The following is a 14,271-nucleotide window of genomic DNA, read 5'->3' on the forward strand; positions in this document are numbered from 1 at the left end:
GCATCAGACGCGATGACTGCATATCTCTGTGCACGTATCCACTGGAGGCCACACCTGAACGCCGATCTCGAACCCGCAGCATTTCCCTCGCGCCAATTCCGCGAAACACGCAAGCACATCGTCTTTACGATCGCTTTGCTGGTGCTGCTCGGTGTCTTTTGGACCATTCGCCACGTCCTCGGAATCGTCTATCTCTCAGGCCTCTTCGCAGTCGTCCTCAACCCGATCGTCACAAAAATCGGCAAGATCAGGATCCGCGAAAAGCACCTGCCCAAGGCAGCTGCCGTCACCGTTCTGGTGGTCGTACTCTTCACAGCCATCACGCTCTTCTTCTGGATCGGTATGCCGCCCGTAGTCCGCGACTTCCGTAACTTCCTTAACGATTTGCCCAGTCGCATCCCGACACTCATCAGCAAGTTGCACAAGGTGCCCATGGCCGACAAGATCGGCATGAACGATCTGAACAACCAGATCACGGGATCCCTGGGTCACTTCGCTTCTTACGTCGTCAGTTCCCTCCCCACATGGGCGGAACATCTGCTCGACATCCTGACCGCAGTCATCCTCACCGTCTACTTCATCCTTGAAGGCGAAGAGGTCTACAAGTTCTTCCTCTCTCTTGTAATTCCCAAGTCTCGGGTGCGCCTCGCAAACACGTTGCTGATCGCAGAAGAGCGCGTCTCCCGCTGGCTGCTCGGTCAATTGCTCCTGATGGCCTGCGTCGCGGCCTACAGCATCATCGCCTTCCGCATCATCAACGTCCGTTACTACATCCTGCTCGGTCTCATGATGGGTCTGACCAACATCATCCCCGTAGCCGGCAACCTCGTCACCATTCTGCTGGTGGCCCTCATCGCCGCAGCCGACAGCTGGACCAAGTGCGGCCTCGTCTTCGCCGCCTACGCCATCTACGTGCAGTTTGAGAACGCCTTCCTGACACCTCGCATCATGAAGTCCAGCGTCGATCTCATGGGCGTCTCCGTTCTGATCGCCCTCCTCTGCGGCACGGCCATCAGCGGCATCCCCGGCGCCCTCATCGCCGTCCCAACCGCCGCAGTCATCGTCGTCTTCGCAGATGAATACCTCGTCCAGCACGAGGATCCCGAAAGGCTCTCCGTACTCGACTAAAGAATGGGACAGCCAATTAACAAAGGGCATCTTCACCAACCTCGTGAAGATGCCCTTTTCTATGGACGCGACTTCAAATTAACTTCGGCGCCCGCGTTCTCGCAACCATCGCCGCAGCGGCTCGTCGTAAACCTTCAGTAGAACAAACGACAACACACCGCTCACCAGCAGCACAGACGGCACAACCCACAACTGCAACGACGCGTGACTGAGCACAAGTCCCCTTATGCGCGGCACTTCGAACACAGACATAAGAGGAGCATGCGTCAGGTACACCGGATACGAAAGATCGCCCAGCAGCGCACAGCCCTTGTTCGCCCAGGCAGGCACCTTGGCATGAGCAGCAAGCAGGATCATCAGCGGAAAGATCACGCTGATCACCAGCATGCCGCCAGCCTCCGTCGATAACCCCGGCAACGCCCACTGGAGCAGTACCAGGAGGAGGCAGCACAGCCCGACAGCAACCCACGTACTCACCGCTGGGGCAAGCAATCTGTTCCCCAGCGCGCGATAGATCCGGTACAGCAACACACCCATCGGGAAGGAGAGGAACACGCGCAACAGTCCCCCGCCAATCTGCCAGGCATCGTTGCTCCATCCGAAATTTAGCGTGTGTTCCGACCGCAGAAGAACCAGCAGTCCTCCCAGCGACGCCAGGCAGATCACCGCAAGCACCGTGGAACTCGCCTTCCGCGCCCTCACAAGAATCGCGAAGCCAATGTTCGCAACCACCTCGAAGAAGATGGACCAGCTGGGACCGTTCGCAGGGTAAAGAACATGGTTCGGCCAGTCGCCCAGATGCGGCAGCATCAACCATTGCGTAACGACCGTGATCGCCATGAAAACCAGATCACGCGTCGCCGGATGATGTCCCATATGCCCGGCCAGCAGTGGAACCGATCCAAGAACCGCTCCAAACAAGTAAACAGGATAGAGCCGGATAAGCCGCGTCTTCACAAACGCCCAAACCGTCATGCCCGACTCAAGCCGCTGCTGATACGTGTAAGCGATCACAAAACCGCTCAGGCAGAAGAAGAAGTCAACCGCCAGATAGGTCAGGTGCTTGGCGCGCAGCCCAAGGTACAGCGGCGCGTGCCAATAGACCACCAACACAGCGGCCATGCCCCGCAGCGCATCGAGCAAGTGGAAACGGTGCTTCTCAGATGTCAGGGACACACGTGGAGTATACAGAGCGACTTCTCGCCCCCAGACCCAACATCGAACGCAACGCGTCCCAGTCCGGAGAGCCTTGCTATACTTGATCGTGCACCCCACGCACGGCCAATCACGACAATCAAAACAAAGCGAGGCGGAGATGTCTGCGAAATACATCTTTGTAACGGGCGGTGTTGTGTCTTCGCTCGGTAAAGGACTTGCAGCAGCTTCTATCGGCTGTTTGCTTGAGGCGCGCGGTATCCGCGTCAATCTGATGAAATTTGATCCCTACTTGAATGTGGATCCGGGCACCATGTCGCCCTTTCAACACGGCGAGGTCTTCGTCACCGACGATGGTGCCGAAACCGACCTCGACATGGGTCACTACGAACGCTTTACCCACGCAAAACTCTCGCGTGATAACAACCTGACCAGCGGCCGCATCTACGAACAGGTCATCACCAAGGAGCGCCGCGGCGACTACCTCGGCAAAACCGTTCAGGTCATCCCGCACGTCACCAACGAAATCAAGAACGCCATGCGCAAGGTCGCGGCCGAATGCGATGTCTGCATCGTCGAGATCGGCGGCACCGTCGGCGACATCGAATCGCTTCCTTTCCTCGAAGCCATTCGCCAGATGCGCCAGGACCTTGGCCGCGACAACACGCTCTTCGTCCACGTGACGCTGGTGCCGTGGATCGCTGCCGCACAGGAACTCAAGACCAAGCCCACCCAGCACTCCGTCAAGGAGATGCTCTCCATCGGCATCCAGCCGGACATCCTCCTCTGCCGCTCGGAGCGCCCGCTCCCCCGCGAGATGCGCGGCAAGATCGCCGCCTTCTGCAACGTGGAAGAGCGCGCCGTCATTGGCGCGCGCGACGTCGCCAGCATCTACGAGCTGCCGCTCGCCTTTGAGCTTGAGCATGTCGATCAGCTCGTCCTGAACTACCTGCGCATGGAGGCGAAAGACGCCGACATGACCAAGTGGAAGGACATCGTCCACCGCGCCTATAACCCCAAGGACGAAGTCCACGTCGGCATCGTAGGTAAGTACGTCGAGTACGAGGACAGTTACAAGTCCCTGAAAGAAGCCCTCGTCCACGGCGCCCTGCACGCGAACCTCAAACTCAAGGTCACCTGGATTGAAGCCGAAGGCCTCGAAACAGAAGACCGCAGCTATGAGCAGCAGCTCGAAGGCTTCGACGGCATCCTCGTCCCCGGCGGCTTTGGCAAGCGCGGCATCGAAGGTATGCTCAACGCCATCCGTTACGCACGAGAAGGCAACATCCCATACTTCGGCATCTGCCTCGGCATGCAGACTGCTTGCATTGAGTTCGCACGCAACGTCTGCGGCTTGCGCGATGCCAACTCCTCCGAGTTCGACATGGCTACACCGCACCGCATCATCTACAAACTGCGCGAACTCACCGGCGTAGAGGAGATGGGCGGCACCATGCGTCTCGGTGCCTGGCAGTGCGTCATGGAGCCTGACTCCAAGGCTGCTGCCGCCTACGGCACCACCGAGATCAGCGAGCGCCATCGCCACCGCTACGAGTTCAACCGCGAGTACGAGCCAATCCTCGTCGGCGGCGGTCTGCGCCTCACCGGAACCACACCCGATGCAACCTACGTCGAGATCGTCGAGATCCCGAGCCACCCCTACTTCGTCGCCTGCCAGTTCCATCCGGAATTCAAATCGAAGCCGCTCGAGCCGCATCCGCTCTTTCGCGACTTCGTGGCAGCCAGCTACAAAAACCGCATGAGCCACGGCCGCGCGCTCTCCCAGGCCAGCTTCGAGGCCATCGCGCAGTAGTTCTCTTTAACGGAAACGAGGAAGGGCGGGCTCGCAGCGAGCCCGCCCTTCTTTCGTCACGACAACCACTTACATACCGGCTGCAGACTTCTTGCCCATCTTGGTCACAGCCATGTCCGCCATCTTTGTGTGCATGGCGACAACCTTCTCACCCTTCGCCACAGCCTTCTTGAATTCAGCATCGTTCGTCGTCGACACTTCCTGCTGAAACAGGCTCAGCGCCGTGTGGTGATCGTCGTCCATGCCCATCATGTAGGCCTTGTCGAAATCCATACCGGACAACTGCTGCAGTGCGTCGAACTTCTGCTGATGCGCCGCATCCAGCTCCATCACCGGCGTAACGCCCCACTTGTCAGCGAAAGGCTTCATCTCGGTCTCCAGCGCCGTGTGGTCCGTGACCATCTTCTGCGCGTAAGCCTTCACCTTCGGGTTGCTGCCCTTATCCGCCGCCAGCTTGCTGAAAGTAATCTCGGTGTAATCGCTCTGCGAAGCTGTCTTCAGGAACTGCTTGTCCCCATCGGCGCTCTGTGCCGAAGCGACTGCAGCGCCTGCTGCGCCTGCTGCGATGGAACAACCAACGATCGCTGCACATAAGATGTTGTTCATAAGAAATCTCCCGCGGCGTCCAGCGCCGGCTTTACTGGTAGGAGGCGATGCAATGCAACATTCGTTGCAGCCGCCACGCACTCGGTCGAACGTCACGTTGAGACTTTGTGTCCGCCGTCAGGAAGTCGGGCCAACAACCGAAGCAAATCGCATCGGTCGCCTCGAGTTCATACCGTCTGCACACGAACATCCGGCAAAGATTCCGCACACACAAGCAGCGCCAATCCGCGCTGTGCATCCTAGCGATCATGGCCATTGAACCTCTCCCAGGCGAACGCGAGCGTCAGCAGGAAGTCGCGCGTCAGCAGCGCATCGCATACAAAGAAAAGCCGCGCAGCCGCGCTGGCGCCATTCTGCTTGGCCTGCTGCTCTTCTTCGCACTCGGCATCGCTGGCGCCGTTTGGCTACTGCGGCACGCCGGCACCAACGGCGCAGCCGGCACCATCGCCAGCTACCTCATGGGCAACCGTGAAAGCTTCAACACCAGTGCACCCGACGTAGTCAGCCAGATCCAGCGGCTCAACCGGCTCGAGACCGTCAGCTACTCCGTTGACACCGTCGTAGAAGGCAAGCGAACCAACGCTGTTCTGCCAGACCTGCTCTTCGGCGATCGCCTCCTGCTCGTCGTCCACGGCCAGGTCGTCGCCGGCGTCGATCTCTCAAAACTCAAGCCCGAGTCGGTCCAGGTCAACGGTCGTTCCGTCACCATCGAACTGCCCGCATCGCAGATCTTCACCACCAAGATCGACAGCGCCAAGACGAAGGTCTTCGCACGCACCACGGGCCTCCTGGTACAGGCCGACCCCAACCTTGAGTCCGACACCCGCTCCACGGCAGAGAATCAAATCCTCCAGGCCGCTACCACCGACGGCATTCTCGACACCGCGCGCAGCAACGCCCGCGGCAGCATGGAAAGCCTGCTGCGCGGACTCGGATTCGAAACAGTAACGGTTCGCTAAACGGCGAGCAGCGTGCAATCCGGCGTATAGCTCGCAAGCGCTTTGTCAAAGGTGACAAGCCGTAGTCCGGCCGCGGTCGCAAATGATGAAAGATAAGCATCCGCCCAGCGATTGGGGGCGGGCTTCCCAAACTCTGCCCGCTTTAGGAAAAGCTCGTCCAAACCTCCGGGCTCCGGGACAAGCTCCAGATAGCCCTGCTGTGTAAGCTCGGCAAGAAACTTTTTGGCATCATTGTTGGAACGCACTTCCAGGCCGGTCGAAGCCTCAAGCGTCAACTGCCTCAGCACTCCCAGTTGGGTCAGCCTGCACACATGGAGTAGGGGCCGCCCAACTGCGTCGTACCAGCCATTCGCGGCCTCGAAATGTCGATGTCCAGCAATTGACAGAGACACCACCACATTCACATCCGGAAAGTAACGTGTCACTCGGTCCCCGGCTCGCCGAAGATCGCGGTGTCATTACTCACCGGTTCGACTACACGCCCCTTCGCGAAGCAGAAAGTCGGCCATGCCCGTCGCTTCCCTTCGGACTCCCGCGTCTGTGGTGCTTCATGCAACATCCGGTAAACAGCCCGCGTGATGAGCGCTTTCACGCTGGTTTGTTCGGACGCAGCCTTCCCCTTCAGATCCGCGTACAAAGCATCATCGAAATCGACCGTGGTGCGCATGTCACCATCGTATCAGCCATATTTATGGCTATTCGTTTTAAACCAAAAAACGGCCCTCCGGGAGGAGGGCCAATCTGCCTTGGTTCTCTCTGCTTAGGAGAGCTTGTATGAACGTCATCGCTGACGTTCAATCTTTGGGCCTACCGGCGAAATCTTTCTCACCGGCTGGCGAATCTTGGGCGCGAAGCGACCACCTTCGCGAGTCTCTAGTCACTCCGGCTTGTTTTAGCGCCGCACCTGCTCAGCCAGCAGGTGCGGCACCGATTTCCCCGGAGGAGGGAACTTTACTGCAGCGAACCACCATTGGTGGTGCTGTTCGAAATGTTGCTGTTCGACGGATTCGCAGTGTTCGACACGGTCGAGCTGCCATCCATCGTCGCCAGGCTGTTGTGCAGCAGCGTCACGCGGACGCCGTTTGCAATCGTCTTCTCGCCTTCCGGCGTGGACTTCGCGCTTGCCTTGCCCAGACCCGAGCGGTAGATCTTGTAGATCGGTACCTGGTGCTCGGTCACGAGATAACGGACAACCGAGTCGGCCATTGCAGTGGAGCTTCCAACACCGGCGCGGCTATAGCCCTGCACTTCGATGATGTAGCCCTTCTCATTTGCCAGCTTGCTCGCCACTTCATCCAGATCAGCCTTGGCCTTGGTGCCGAGAGTCGTGCGGCCGCGGGGGAATGCAACCGGGGTGCTCGTCACTGCGGAGTACTGGTCAAGGTTCGTGACAGTTCCGTGAAGAGCATCGGTACGCGTGCTGGCTGCCGTCGCCGTGCTGTTTGCCGCGTCTGCACGAGTGCCGGCTTCTGCCGCGTGAGTATCAGCAATCAAGGCTGCATCGCTGGCCTTTTTGATACCGGCGGTCGCGCGCGAGTCTACGTCACGAATGTCGTTTGCGTTCTTCGACTGCAGCTGGTCCAGCTCATTGACGCGATCCTTGATCGGGTCCATCTGGCGCTTTACCCACTTCTTACGAGCCAGGGGATTCATGTGACCCCAGAAGCCTTCCTTCGACTGCATCTGGAGCGGCGTGCCGGTGGCGTAAGAGCCCTTGTCGGTCGCGTCCTGCTTAGCAGCGGGGGCAGTGGTGGTCTGAGTCTGATCTGCTGCGGCCTGCGCATGCGAAGGAATTGAAAGTGCACCAGTCAACAGCAGCGCCGAAACTCCAAAGGTCGCGGTCTTGGTGAAGATATTCTGCTTATTCATAACGGTGTTGCTCCTTCCGGGTTTGCCTGATCGCTCGCAGTGGAGCGACACAAGCTTGTACGCGGATACTAAGAGCAACCGACGCGCCAAAGTCTGCGCCAACATTAATTACAATGAAATGAATAACTTATCGTTCAAACGACCATCGAGACAATCTTAGGCAGTGCCCAGAACGGAAGTTTCTTCCGTTCCAGCAGGCAATTTTGGCTCGAATGCCCGGCGCTTGCGGGTCCTACCGAAGTTCGGTGCGCACAACCTGGATTGCAGGCGGTTGCACATCCCAGTTGGCGGGGACGGATTCGAAGATCAGTCGAAAGTCCCGATGATCGCCCGGCTTGATCGGATCTGCTGATAGTGGTTGCAGATCGACATAAGGAACACGCGTCCGGACAACCGCAACCGGAACCGTCTCGCGATGCGGTGCCGTTCCGTCCGAGGTCGAAAAGGTCACCTGCACCTCGGCTCCTGTCAGCGTCTTGGTTCCCGTATTCCCGATCACGCCATCGACATACGTCGCCTTGCCACCGGTGCCATTCGTAGCTTCGGACATCGAGATGTTCGTGATCGGCAGGCTGGCTGCATAAGCATCCGGCGCCAGTGCCGCACCGGTGTTCGCCGGCGCACGCCGCAGCGTCGCTATGGCAGCAACCGCAACAATGACCAGCACGGCCACAGCCGCAATGATCCAAGTCTGCGGTGAGACGGTGCGTTCGGGTTCAGGCGTAAGAAAGGGCGTTTGGGTACCGTCGGCTGCCATCGCTAAGGAGTCTACTACGCAGCATTTTCACGAAACATCCCATTTGGATAGCAACGGGTACCCCTACTTCGGCGGTACCAGGCTGATTCCTCGCAAAACATTCATCGAATATGCGTGCGGACTGTGGCACATTGCTGACATACCACCCATCCAGAACGCAGCATGAGTCGTATCTAAGCCAGACACCCCCAAGAAGGCAGGAACAACGACATGGAAGCCGTCCCTCAGTCCCGTGAATGGACCTACCGCGCATCTGCGCTCTGCTGTGGCATGCTCTTTCTGCTGGGAATGCTGATCTTCTAACGCTGCCCGCGAACCATCGGACTGCTAGGCGAAGGAAGCCTTCTTGACCTTCTGGCGGAAGTCTTCGCCCTGCATCTCGACCACGATGCACATCTCCTGCAACCGCGAACGCATGCGTTCCCCAATGCGATCCCCCAGCGTCTCTTCTCGCACCACGCGAGTGGGCCGCTGACTATCCTCACCAACCGCCATTCCCAGCGGTGGCAGATTCGCATAGTTCGTCGTAATAATCGTCGTCCGCTTGTCGTTGTACCGAGTGTTCAGGATGTGCGCGACCGTATCCCAAACCCAGTCCGTCGGCTTCGACGCGCCAATCTCATCCAGCACCAGAACCTCCGCATCGAAGACCGGCGCCAGCACTTCCAACTCCGTCGCCGCAACGCGCGAGTTGTAGCTGTTCTGCACCTGCTTCAGTAACTCGCGATAGTCATAGAACAATCCCGTCGCGCCGCGCTCATCCACCAGCGCCTGCAGAATCCCCACCGCCAGGTGCGTCTTCCCAACGCCGATCGCACCCGTCAGCAGCAGGCCGGCACCATCGTTCATCAGCGGATAGCCATCCACAAACTTGCGTGCGTTCCGCAGAGCCGTACTCAACGACCGATGCGACCCCTCGCCAAAGTTCGGCTCAAACGAGTCCAGCGTGCAGTGCTCATACCGCCGGGGAATGCGTGCCAGGTTCAGCACCCGGCGAGTCCGGCGCTGCGCGCGACAGACGCACGGCACCGCCGTCCGCTTACCCGCAGCATCCTCCACAACGCGCATGCCCTGCCCTTCGCAGAACTTGCACATCTCTTCCAGATCTGCCGCAAAGCCGAGTTGGTCCGCTGTACTCACAATCCTGATGCTAACGCGATTCTGCCTCCAGCTCTGCCGGGTGACAGCGCTGGAGGCAGAGGAAATCCATGCAACGCCTCGGATGACAAAGCGAATCGCCGTGTCGACCGGAAGCAGGTTCTACTGCCGAGCAGCCACCGCCGCTGCATCACTCTGTTGCGGAGTCGTGGTCGTACAAACTGCCTGCGCATCGCCCACCTTCGCCTTGCACTCCTGGTACGCAATCACCACACCCTTGTGATCCAGGCAGGTCGTCGAAGTAGCGGCACCCGAGCGATTGCTCCAAATCTGGCCCGCAGTAAAACAGGCCTGCACCCGCGGCAGTCTCGCCTTCACCATCGTCACATTGCCGATCGTGCTGAAGTCCATCGGAAACGGCACGGTGGCCGGCTTCGGCACAGCCGCATCCACGCGCACAATCGCCGTCACATGATGTTCCGCCCTGTCGCCAGGCGGCGTATTCGTGGATGGCGTAGCAAAACCCGGTCCCGCTACGGTGCAGTTCGCATCGGCCTGCGCCTGTGGCAAAGGATTACCGGTTGGATCGGTAGCGCACGGCTGTGCGCCACCCGTGTGATTCTGAGTTCCCGGAGGTGTGGCCTGCCCGGGCGGTACGCTCTGCGCCCCCGCCAGTGCGGCGACGCTGAGTGCGCCAAATACAACGAGAACGCGTCCTGCGTGCTTCATCATTGTGCGGTCCTCCCTTAGGGCCGGAATTGTATGCCTTAAGCCACACATAAGAACAGCAGCTGGCTTTTCGCAATCCGAAACCCGAATGCTTCAGATAGCCGAAGCCGCCAGCGTGATGCCTGCTCAACTCGCAACTGAGACGATTCATACCCGGCCGGCACCCTCCATTGCGAACCGGAACAGACAGGGATAGAATAGGAAATGCGCCGGAACGCAGAAATGCGTGACGCCAGGGCAAAGCGACGGGAACATCGATGTGGCGTGACTGTAACCGCTGCAAGCGAACCGTGAGCCAGATGCGCGGACTTCCGAAAGGAAGCCCAAACTCCCAAAGAATCGAGTCACAAATGCCGAAACAAGGAATTCACCCGAACTACGTCAAAACCAACGTCAAGTGCGCCTGCGGAACTACCTTCGAGACCCGCTCCACGCACAAGGGCGACATCCTGCTGGAAATCTGCAGCGCATGCCACCCCTTCTTCACGGGTAAGAGCAAGGTCATGGACACCGCCGGCCGTATCGAGCGCTTCAAGCGCAAGTTCGCCAAGAGCGATTCGTCCGTCGCTGCAGCCAAGTAAACGAAACAACGCTCCAACAGGAAAGAGCCTCCGGGATCCGGAGGCTCTTCTTGCATCAGGGTAGATATACAAGATGAAGAAAGAGTGGGAGTACATCCCGACCGCGATCGCCGACAACGTTCCCGTTGCCACGCCATCTGCCGTCCCCGCCGAGTTCACCATTGGCAACGTGCGCATCGCGCCCGCGACCGTTCTCGCGCCCATGGCCGGCGTCACCGACACCGTCTTCCGCCGCTTCATCAAAAACGCTTCCCTCTTCTCCAGCGAAAGCACCAGCGACAACGTCGACCAGGCCGCCACCAATCAGCAGTCAGGCTGCGGCCTCATCATGACGGAGTTCACCTCAGCCGATGGCCTCTCCCGCATGCGCGAGGTCAAGCGCAAGCGCTACCTTACCTACTACGACGACGAACACCCCATCTCCGCGCAGATCTTCGGATCGAACCCCGAAACGCTCGCCGACAGCGCACGCATCTGCCAGGACGCAGGCTTCGACATCGTCGACCTGAACCTCGGTTGCCCTGCGAAACGCGTCGTCGCCTGCAACGGTGGCAGCGGCCTGCTGCGCGATCTGCCGCACATCCAGACGATCTTTGAAGCGGTCCGCGCGGCCGTCACCATTCCCTTCACCGTGAAGTTCCGCCTCGGCTGGAGCGAGAAGTCGCTCGTCTGCGTACCCCTCGCAAAGATGGCGGAAGACTGCGGCCTGAACGCCGTCGCCCTCCACGCACGCACCCGCGAACAGGGCTACACCGGCAACGCACGCTGGGAGTTCATCGCGGCCGTCAAGGATGCCGTCAAGATTCCCGTCATCGGCAACGGCGATGTCCGCACGCCCGAAGACGCCGCCAACATGATCGAACAGACCGGCTGCGACGCCGTCATGATCGGCCGCGCCGCTCCCGCCAACCCGTGGATCTTCCGGCAGATCGCGCAGTACACCGCCAGCAAGGCAGCAACCGGCACCGGGACTTATGACATCGCCACCGAGCAGGATCGCTACCGCATGATCCGCATGTACTTCACCATGCTCTTCGCAGAGATGGAGCAGGAACACCCGGAGATCGGCGAGCTGCCGCACATCGAAGACCTCGAGGCACTCTCGCCCTACGATCTCTCCGAGTACAACAAACTCCGCAACAAGAAGCGCGACCGCGAGTCCGCACGCCGCGACGTCATCGGCAAGATGAAGCAGTTCGCCAGCTGGTTCACCCACGGCGTCCCGGGGGGAGCCACGCTACGCCGCAGCATCTTCGAGAGCAAGCAGGGCGAGCAGGTAATGGACGCCGTCGACCGCTTCTTCAACACCGACCCGGCCCAGCGCATCATCAGCACCAGCGACCTGCAGCCAGCGGCCTTCGCGGATTACCAGGACAGCTAGGCAGCGTCCTAAAGGCACTCCAACTTACTTATATCCCACGTCTATGCGTATCGCCGCGTGAGGAGCGGGACCTCCGAGATCCGGTACCGAGCTCTCGAAAAATTGATGTGATGCGGCGAGCGGCCCAATCAAATCCATCGCACTTGCACGCCTTAATGCTGCCGAAATGACTTCAGCTCTCTGCTTCGAAGCGGTGTTGCCCATCTCGTAATAAATCACCACCCCATGGAGCGATCCGCCAGCTACTCCAAACAAGCTCGGAGACCAGTGTTGCAGCGCCACCGAAATGTTTCCTGCTAGGAATCGAACTTCGGGGTCGTCGTTGTAGAAGATGATGTCGAGAGGTTCGGCGCCGGCTATTTGCTCTATTCCCCAGACATAGCCCATCTCCGAAACGGTCATATACCGAGGGGCAATCTTTCTTTCGATTGCCAAACGAGCTTCCTGCTCCTGCTCAATCTTTTCCCTAAGTTGTAGGTTGTCATTTTCGATCTTGGCCTTATCGAGAGCAGCCCTTTGCGCAAGTTCATTGGCGCGTTCTGCTGCGGCATATGCTTCAGCCCCACGGGCATCAGCATCCGCTATCCGTGCGTTTGCGCCAGCTTGATAGGCGTCAAGCTCGGCCTGCTTCCTTCGGCCAACTGCGTTTCCGAGAATGACGATGGCGAGCGTTAAAGCCAAAGCGAGCGCTCCGGCTCCGATGTACAGGTAGTTTGCGATTGCCAGCAGCCTATCGGGCGCGCTTAGTGTAAGCATCTTCATCTCGTGTATTTGCTGGACCAATCGTAACGGAGAAGGAAGGGAACCGTCAGGGTAAACAAAACCTCGCATATCCCGCTGCAAAACCTCTGCTAGCAATAGAGGAAGAGATACGTGGATGTTTGCCCCCATCGCTCTATGCCGGGACGTTGCGGATGCATTGCTAGAAACGCCAGGATGATGCTAAGAGACTCCTAACTGAAAGTTGAGCGCATCATTACGCGGTCAAATTCCGGCAGCGTGGCGCATGGCCTCGCTATACTTCGTTGGTTCGCACTTCGCGCAATCGAAGCGTCGCGAACGATCCAAACTTCCGGAGCAATCACACCATGGGCTTTCCCGAAACCTACGCAGCCAATCCTGAGCGCTATCAAGATGCGCAGTTTCGCCGCTGCGGTAAGAGCGGCATTCAACTGCCGCTGATCTCCCTTGGCCTCTGGCAGAACTTCGGTGGCGCAGATGTATTCGAGACGGGCCGTGCAACACTGCGACGCGCATTCGATCGTGGCGTGACGCACTTCGATCTGGCCAATAACTACGGCCCTCCCTACGGCTCGGCTGAGGAGAACTTCGGCAAGGTGCTACGTACCGACTTCGCATCGCACCGCGACGAGTTGATCATCAGCAGCAAGGCCGGTTGGGATATGTGGCCGGGCCCCTACGGCATCGGCGCTTCGAAGAAGTACCTGGTGTCGTCCCTCGACCAGTCACTGAAGCGCATGGGTCTCGAGTACGTCGACATCTTCTACACGCATCGCCCGGACTTCGACACGCCCATGGAAGAGACCGCGAGTGCGCTGGCGCAGATCGTCCGTCAGGGCAAAGCACTCTACATCGGCATCTCGTCTTACTCGCCGGATCGCACGCGCATCATGCACGACCTGCTTGCTGCCGAAGGCGTGAAGCTCTTCATCCATCAGCCCTCGTACTCCATGCTGAACCGCTTTCTGGAGCAGGGGCTACTCGACACGTTGGGCGAACTCGGCGTCGGCTGCATCGCATTCTCGCCGCTGGCGCAGGGCCTGCTGACCAACAAATACCTGAATCCCGGTGCAGACAAAACCCGCGTCAACAGCGGCGATGGCAGCTTCAGCGAAAAGCTTCTGAGCGAGAAGAATCTGACAAACGTTCGCGCGCTGAACGAGATCGCAACGAAGCGCGGCCAGTCGCTCGCGCAGATGGCCATCGCATGGGCGCTGCGCGACGAGCGCGTCACCACCGCACTCATCGGCGCACGCAACGTGCAGCAACTCGACGACTCGCTGGACGCATTGAAGAACCTCGCCTTCACCAAGGACGAACTTACGGAGATCGACAAGTACGCCGTCGACACGCCAGAGATCGACCTGTGGCGCAGCGTCAACAGCCGCTAAGCACTCACCAATCAAAGCCGTTATCCTGAGCGCAGCGAAGGACCCCGACGATGCTCAATCCAT

General features: G+C 59.2%; 15 protein-coding genes. 6 read left to right on the forward strand and 9 right to left on the reverse strand.

Going from position 1 to position 14,271, the window contains the following annotated elements; translation table 11 throughout:
* Nucleotides 1-12 precede the first annotated feature (12 nt).
* Nucleotides 13-1,128, forward strand: coding sequence for an AI-2E family transporter (locus TERRO_RS15935; protein ID WP_014786723.1), 1,116 nt, complete (start codon nt 13-15; stop codon nt 1,126-1,128).
* Nucleotides 1,129-1,206: 78 nt separating this feature from the next.
* Here the strand turns inward: TERRO_RS15935 and TERRO_RS15940 are convergent, their stop codons facing one another.
* Complete coding sequence (locus tag TERRO_RS15940) at nt 1,207-2,304, reverse strand: acyltransferase family protein (protein ID WP_014786724.1); 1,098 nt, start codon at nt 2,302-2,304, stop codon at nt 1,207-1,209.
* A gap of 139 nt (nt 2,305-2,443) precedes the next feature.
* Here TERRO_RS15940 and TERRO_RS15945 point away from each other — a divergent pair, with 139 nt between their 5' ends.
* The gene (locus tag TERRO_RS15945; RefSeq protein ID WP_014786725.1) at nt 2,444-4,096 is read left to right on the forward strand and encodes a CTP synthase; all 1,653 of its coding nucleotides are present in this window, start codon (nt 2,444-2,446) and stop codon (nt 4,094-4,096) included.
* Nucleotides 4,097-4,165: 69 nt separating this feature from the next.
* Here TERRO_RS15945 and TERRO_RS15950 read toward each other — a convergent pair whose 3' ends face one another.
* Nucleotides 4,166-4,702, reverse strand: coding sequence for a DUF4142 domain-containing protein (locus TERRO_RS15950; RefSeq protein ID WP_014786726.1), 537 nt, complete (start codon nt 4,700-4,702; stop codon nt 4,166-4,168).
* Between the two features lie 248 nt (nt 4,703-4,950).
* On the opposite strand from TERRO_RS15950, the gene TERRO_RS15955 reads away from it, so the two are divergent.
* Nucleotides 4,951-5,661 (forward strand): DUF4230 domain-containing protein, encoded by a 711-nt coding sequence (locus TERRO_RS15955; protein ID WP_014786727.1) that lies wholly within the window; start codon nt 4,951-4,953, stop codon nt 5,659-5,661.
* Here TERRO_RS15955 and TERRO_RS15960 read toward each other — a convergent pair.
* The 6 genes from TERRO_RS15960 to TERRO_RS15985 form a co-directional block, all read right to left on the reverse strand.
* Nucleotides 5,658-6,086 carry a PIN domain-containing protein gene (locus TERRO_RS15960; RefSeq protein WP_014786728.1) on the reverse strand — a complete coding sequence of 143 codons (429 nt, stop codon included), beginning with the start codon at nt 6,084-6,086 and terminating at the stop codon, nt 5,658-5,660. The two genes, TERRO_RS15955 and TERRO_RS15960, sit on opposite strands and share 4 nt — an antisense overlap.
* The gene (locus TERRO_RS15965) at nt 6,083-6,328 is read right to left on the reverse strand and encodes a hypothetical protein (protein ID WP_014786729.1); all 246 of its coding nucleotides are present in this window, start codon (nt 6,326-6,328) and stop codon (nt 6,083-6,085) included. The genes TERRO_RS15960 and TERRO_RS15965 overlap by 4 nt, the downstream gene beginning before the upstream one ends.
* 284 nt (nt 6,329-6,612) lie before the next feature.
* On the reverse strand, nt 6,613-7,530 hold the full coding sequence (locus TERRO_RS15970; RefSeq protein WP_014786730.1) for an OmpA family protein: 918 nt from the start codon (nt 7,528-7,530) through the stop codon (nt 6,613-6,615).
* 232 nt (nt 7,531-7,762) lie between these two features.
* Entirely contained in the window at nt 7,763-8,287 is a 525-nt protein-coding gene (locus tag TERRO_RS15975) for a DUF2393 family protein (protein ID WP_014786731.1), read from the reverse strand.
* 327 nt (nt 8,288-8,614) lie between these two features.
* Nucleotides 8,615-9,427, reverse strand: coding sequence for an ATP-binding protein (locus TERRO_RS15980; protein WP_014786733.1), 813 nt, complete (start codon nt 9,425-9,427; stop codon nt 8,615-8,617).
* Between the two features lie 120 nt (nt 9,428-9,547).
* Nucleotides 9,548-10,117: a hypothetical protein gene (locus TERRO_RS15985; RefSeq protein WP_014786734.1), complete on the reverse strand. Its 570-nt coding sequence runs from the start codon at nt 10,115-10,117 to the stop codon at nt 9,548-9,550.
* 347 nt (nt 10,118-10,464) lie between these two features.
* Here TERRO_RS15985 and rpmE point away from each other — a divergent pair, with 347 nt between their 5' ends.
* Together rpmE and TERRO_RS15995 are read left to right on the forward strand one after the other, a co-directional pair.
* A complete protein-coding gene (gene rpmE / locus TERRO_RS15990) occupies nt 10,465-10,695 on the forward strand; it encodes a 50S ribosomal protein L31 (protein ID WP_014786735.1) in 231 nt (76 codons plus the stop codon).
* Nucleotides 10,696-10,768: 73 nt separating this feature from the next.
* Nucleotides 10,769-12,076, forward strand: coding sequence for a tRNA dihydrouridine synthase (locus TERRO_RS15995; protein ID WP_014786736.1), 1,308 nt, complete (start codon nt 10,769-10,771; stop codon nt 12,074-12,076).
* A gap of 24 nt (nt 12,077-12,100) precedes the next feature.
* On the opposite strand, the gene TERRO_RS16000 is transcribed toward TERRO_RS15995, so the two are convergent.
* The gene (locus TERRO_RS16000) at nt 12,101-12,838 is read right to left on the reverse strand and encodes a hypothetical protein (protein WP_157178405.1); all 738 of its coding nucleotides are present in this window, start codon (nt 12,836-12,838) and stop codon (nt 12,101-12,103) included.
* A gap of 326 nt (nt 12,839-13,164) precedes the next feature.
* Here TERRO_RS16000 and mgrA point away from each other — a divergent pair, with 326 nt between their 5' ends.
* Entirely contained in the window at nt 13,165-14,208 is a 1,044-nt protein-coding gene (gene mgrA / locus TERRO_RS16005; RefSeq protein WP_014786738.1) for an L-glyceraldehyde 3-phosphate reductase, read from the forward strand.
* The last annotated feature ends 63 nt before the right edge of the window (nt 14,209-14,271 follow it).

Source organism: Terriglobus roseus DSM 18391 (assembly GCF_000265425.1).
Classification (GTDB): domain Bacteria; phylum Acidobacteriota; class Terriglobia; order Terriglobales; family Acidobacteriaceae; genus Terriglobus; species Terriglobus roseus.

Coding starts and splice junctions, on each gene's coding strand:
- TERRO_RS15935 (WP_014786723.1), top strand. CDS start 13: ATGACTGCATATCTCTGTGCACGTATCCACTGGAGGCCACACCTGAAC.
- TERRO_RS15945 (WP_014786725.1), top strand. CDS start 2,444: ATGTCTGCGAAATACATCTTTGTAACGGGCGGTGTTGTGTCTTCGCTC.
- TERRO_RS15950 (WP_014786726.1), bottom strand. CDS start 4,702: ATGAACAACATCTTATGTGCAGCGATCGTTGGTTGTTCCATCGCAGCA.
- TERRO_RS15955 (WP_014786727.1), top strand. CDS start 4,951: ATGGCCATTGAACCTCTCCCAGGCGAACGCGAGCGTCAGCAGGAAGTC.
- TERRO_RS15965 (WP_014786729.1), bottom strand. CDS start 6,328: ATGCGCACCACGGTCGATTTCGATGATGCTTTGTACGCGGATCTGAAG.
- TERRO_RS15970 (WP_014786730.1), bottom strand. CDS start 7,530: ATGAATAAGCAGAATATCTTCACCAAGACCGCGACCTTTGGAGTTTCG.
- TERRO_RS15975 (WP_014786731.1), bottom strand. CDS start 8,287: ATGGCAGCCGACGGTACCCAAACGCCCTTTCTTACGCCTGAACCCGAA.
- TERRO_RS15985 (WP_014786734.1), bottom strand. CDS start 10,117: ATGATGAAGCACGCAGGACGCGTTCTCGTTGTATTTGGCGCACTCAGC.
- rpmE (WP_014786735.1), top strand. CDS start 10,465: ATGCCGAAACAAGGAATTCACCCGAACTACGTCAAAACCAACGTCAAG.
- TERRO_RS15995 (WP_014786736.1), top strand. CDS start 10,769: ATGAAGAAAGAGTGGGAGTACATCCCGACCGCGATCGCCGACAACGTT.
- TERRO_RS16000 (WP_157178405.1), bottom strand. CDS start 12,838: ATGAAGATGCTTACACTAAGCGCGCCCGATAGGCTGCTGGCAATCGCA.
- mgrA (WP_014786738.1), top strand. CDS start 13,165: ATGGGCTTTCCCGAAACCTACGCAGCCAATCCTGAGCGCTATCAAGAT.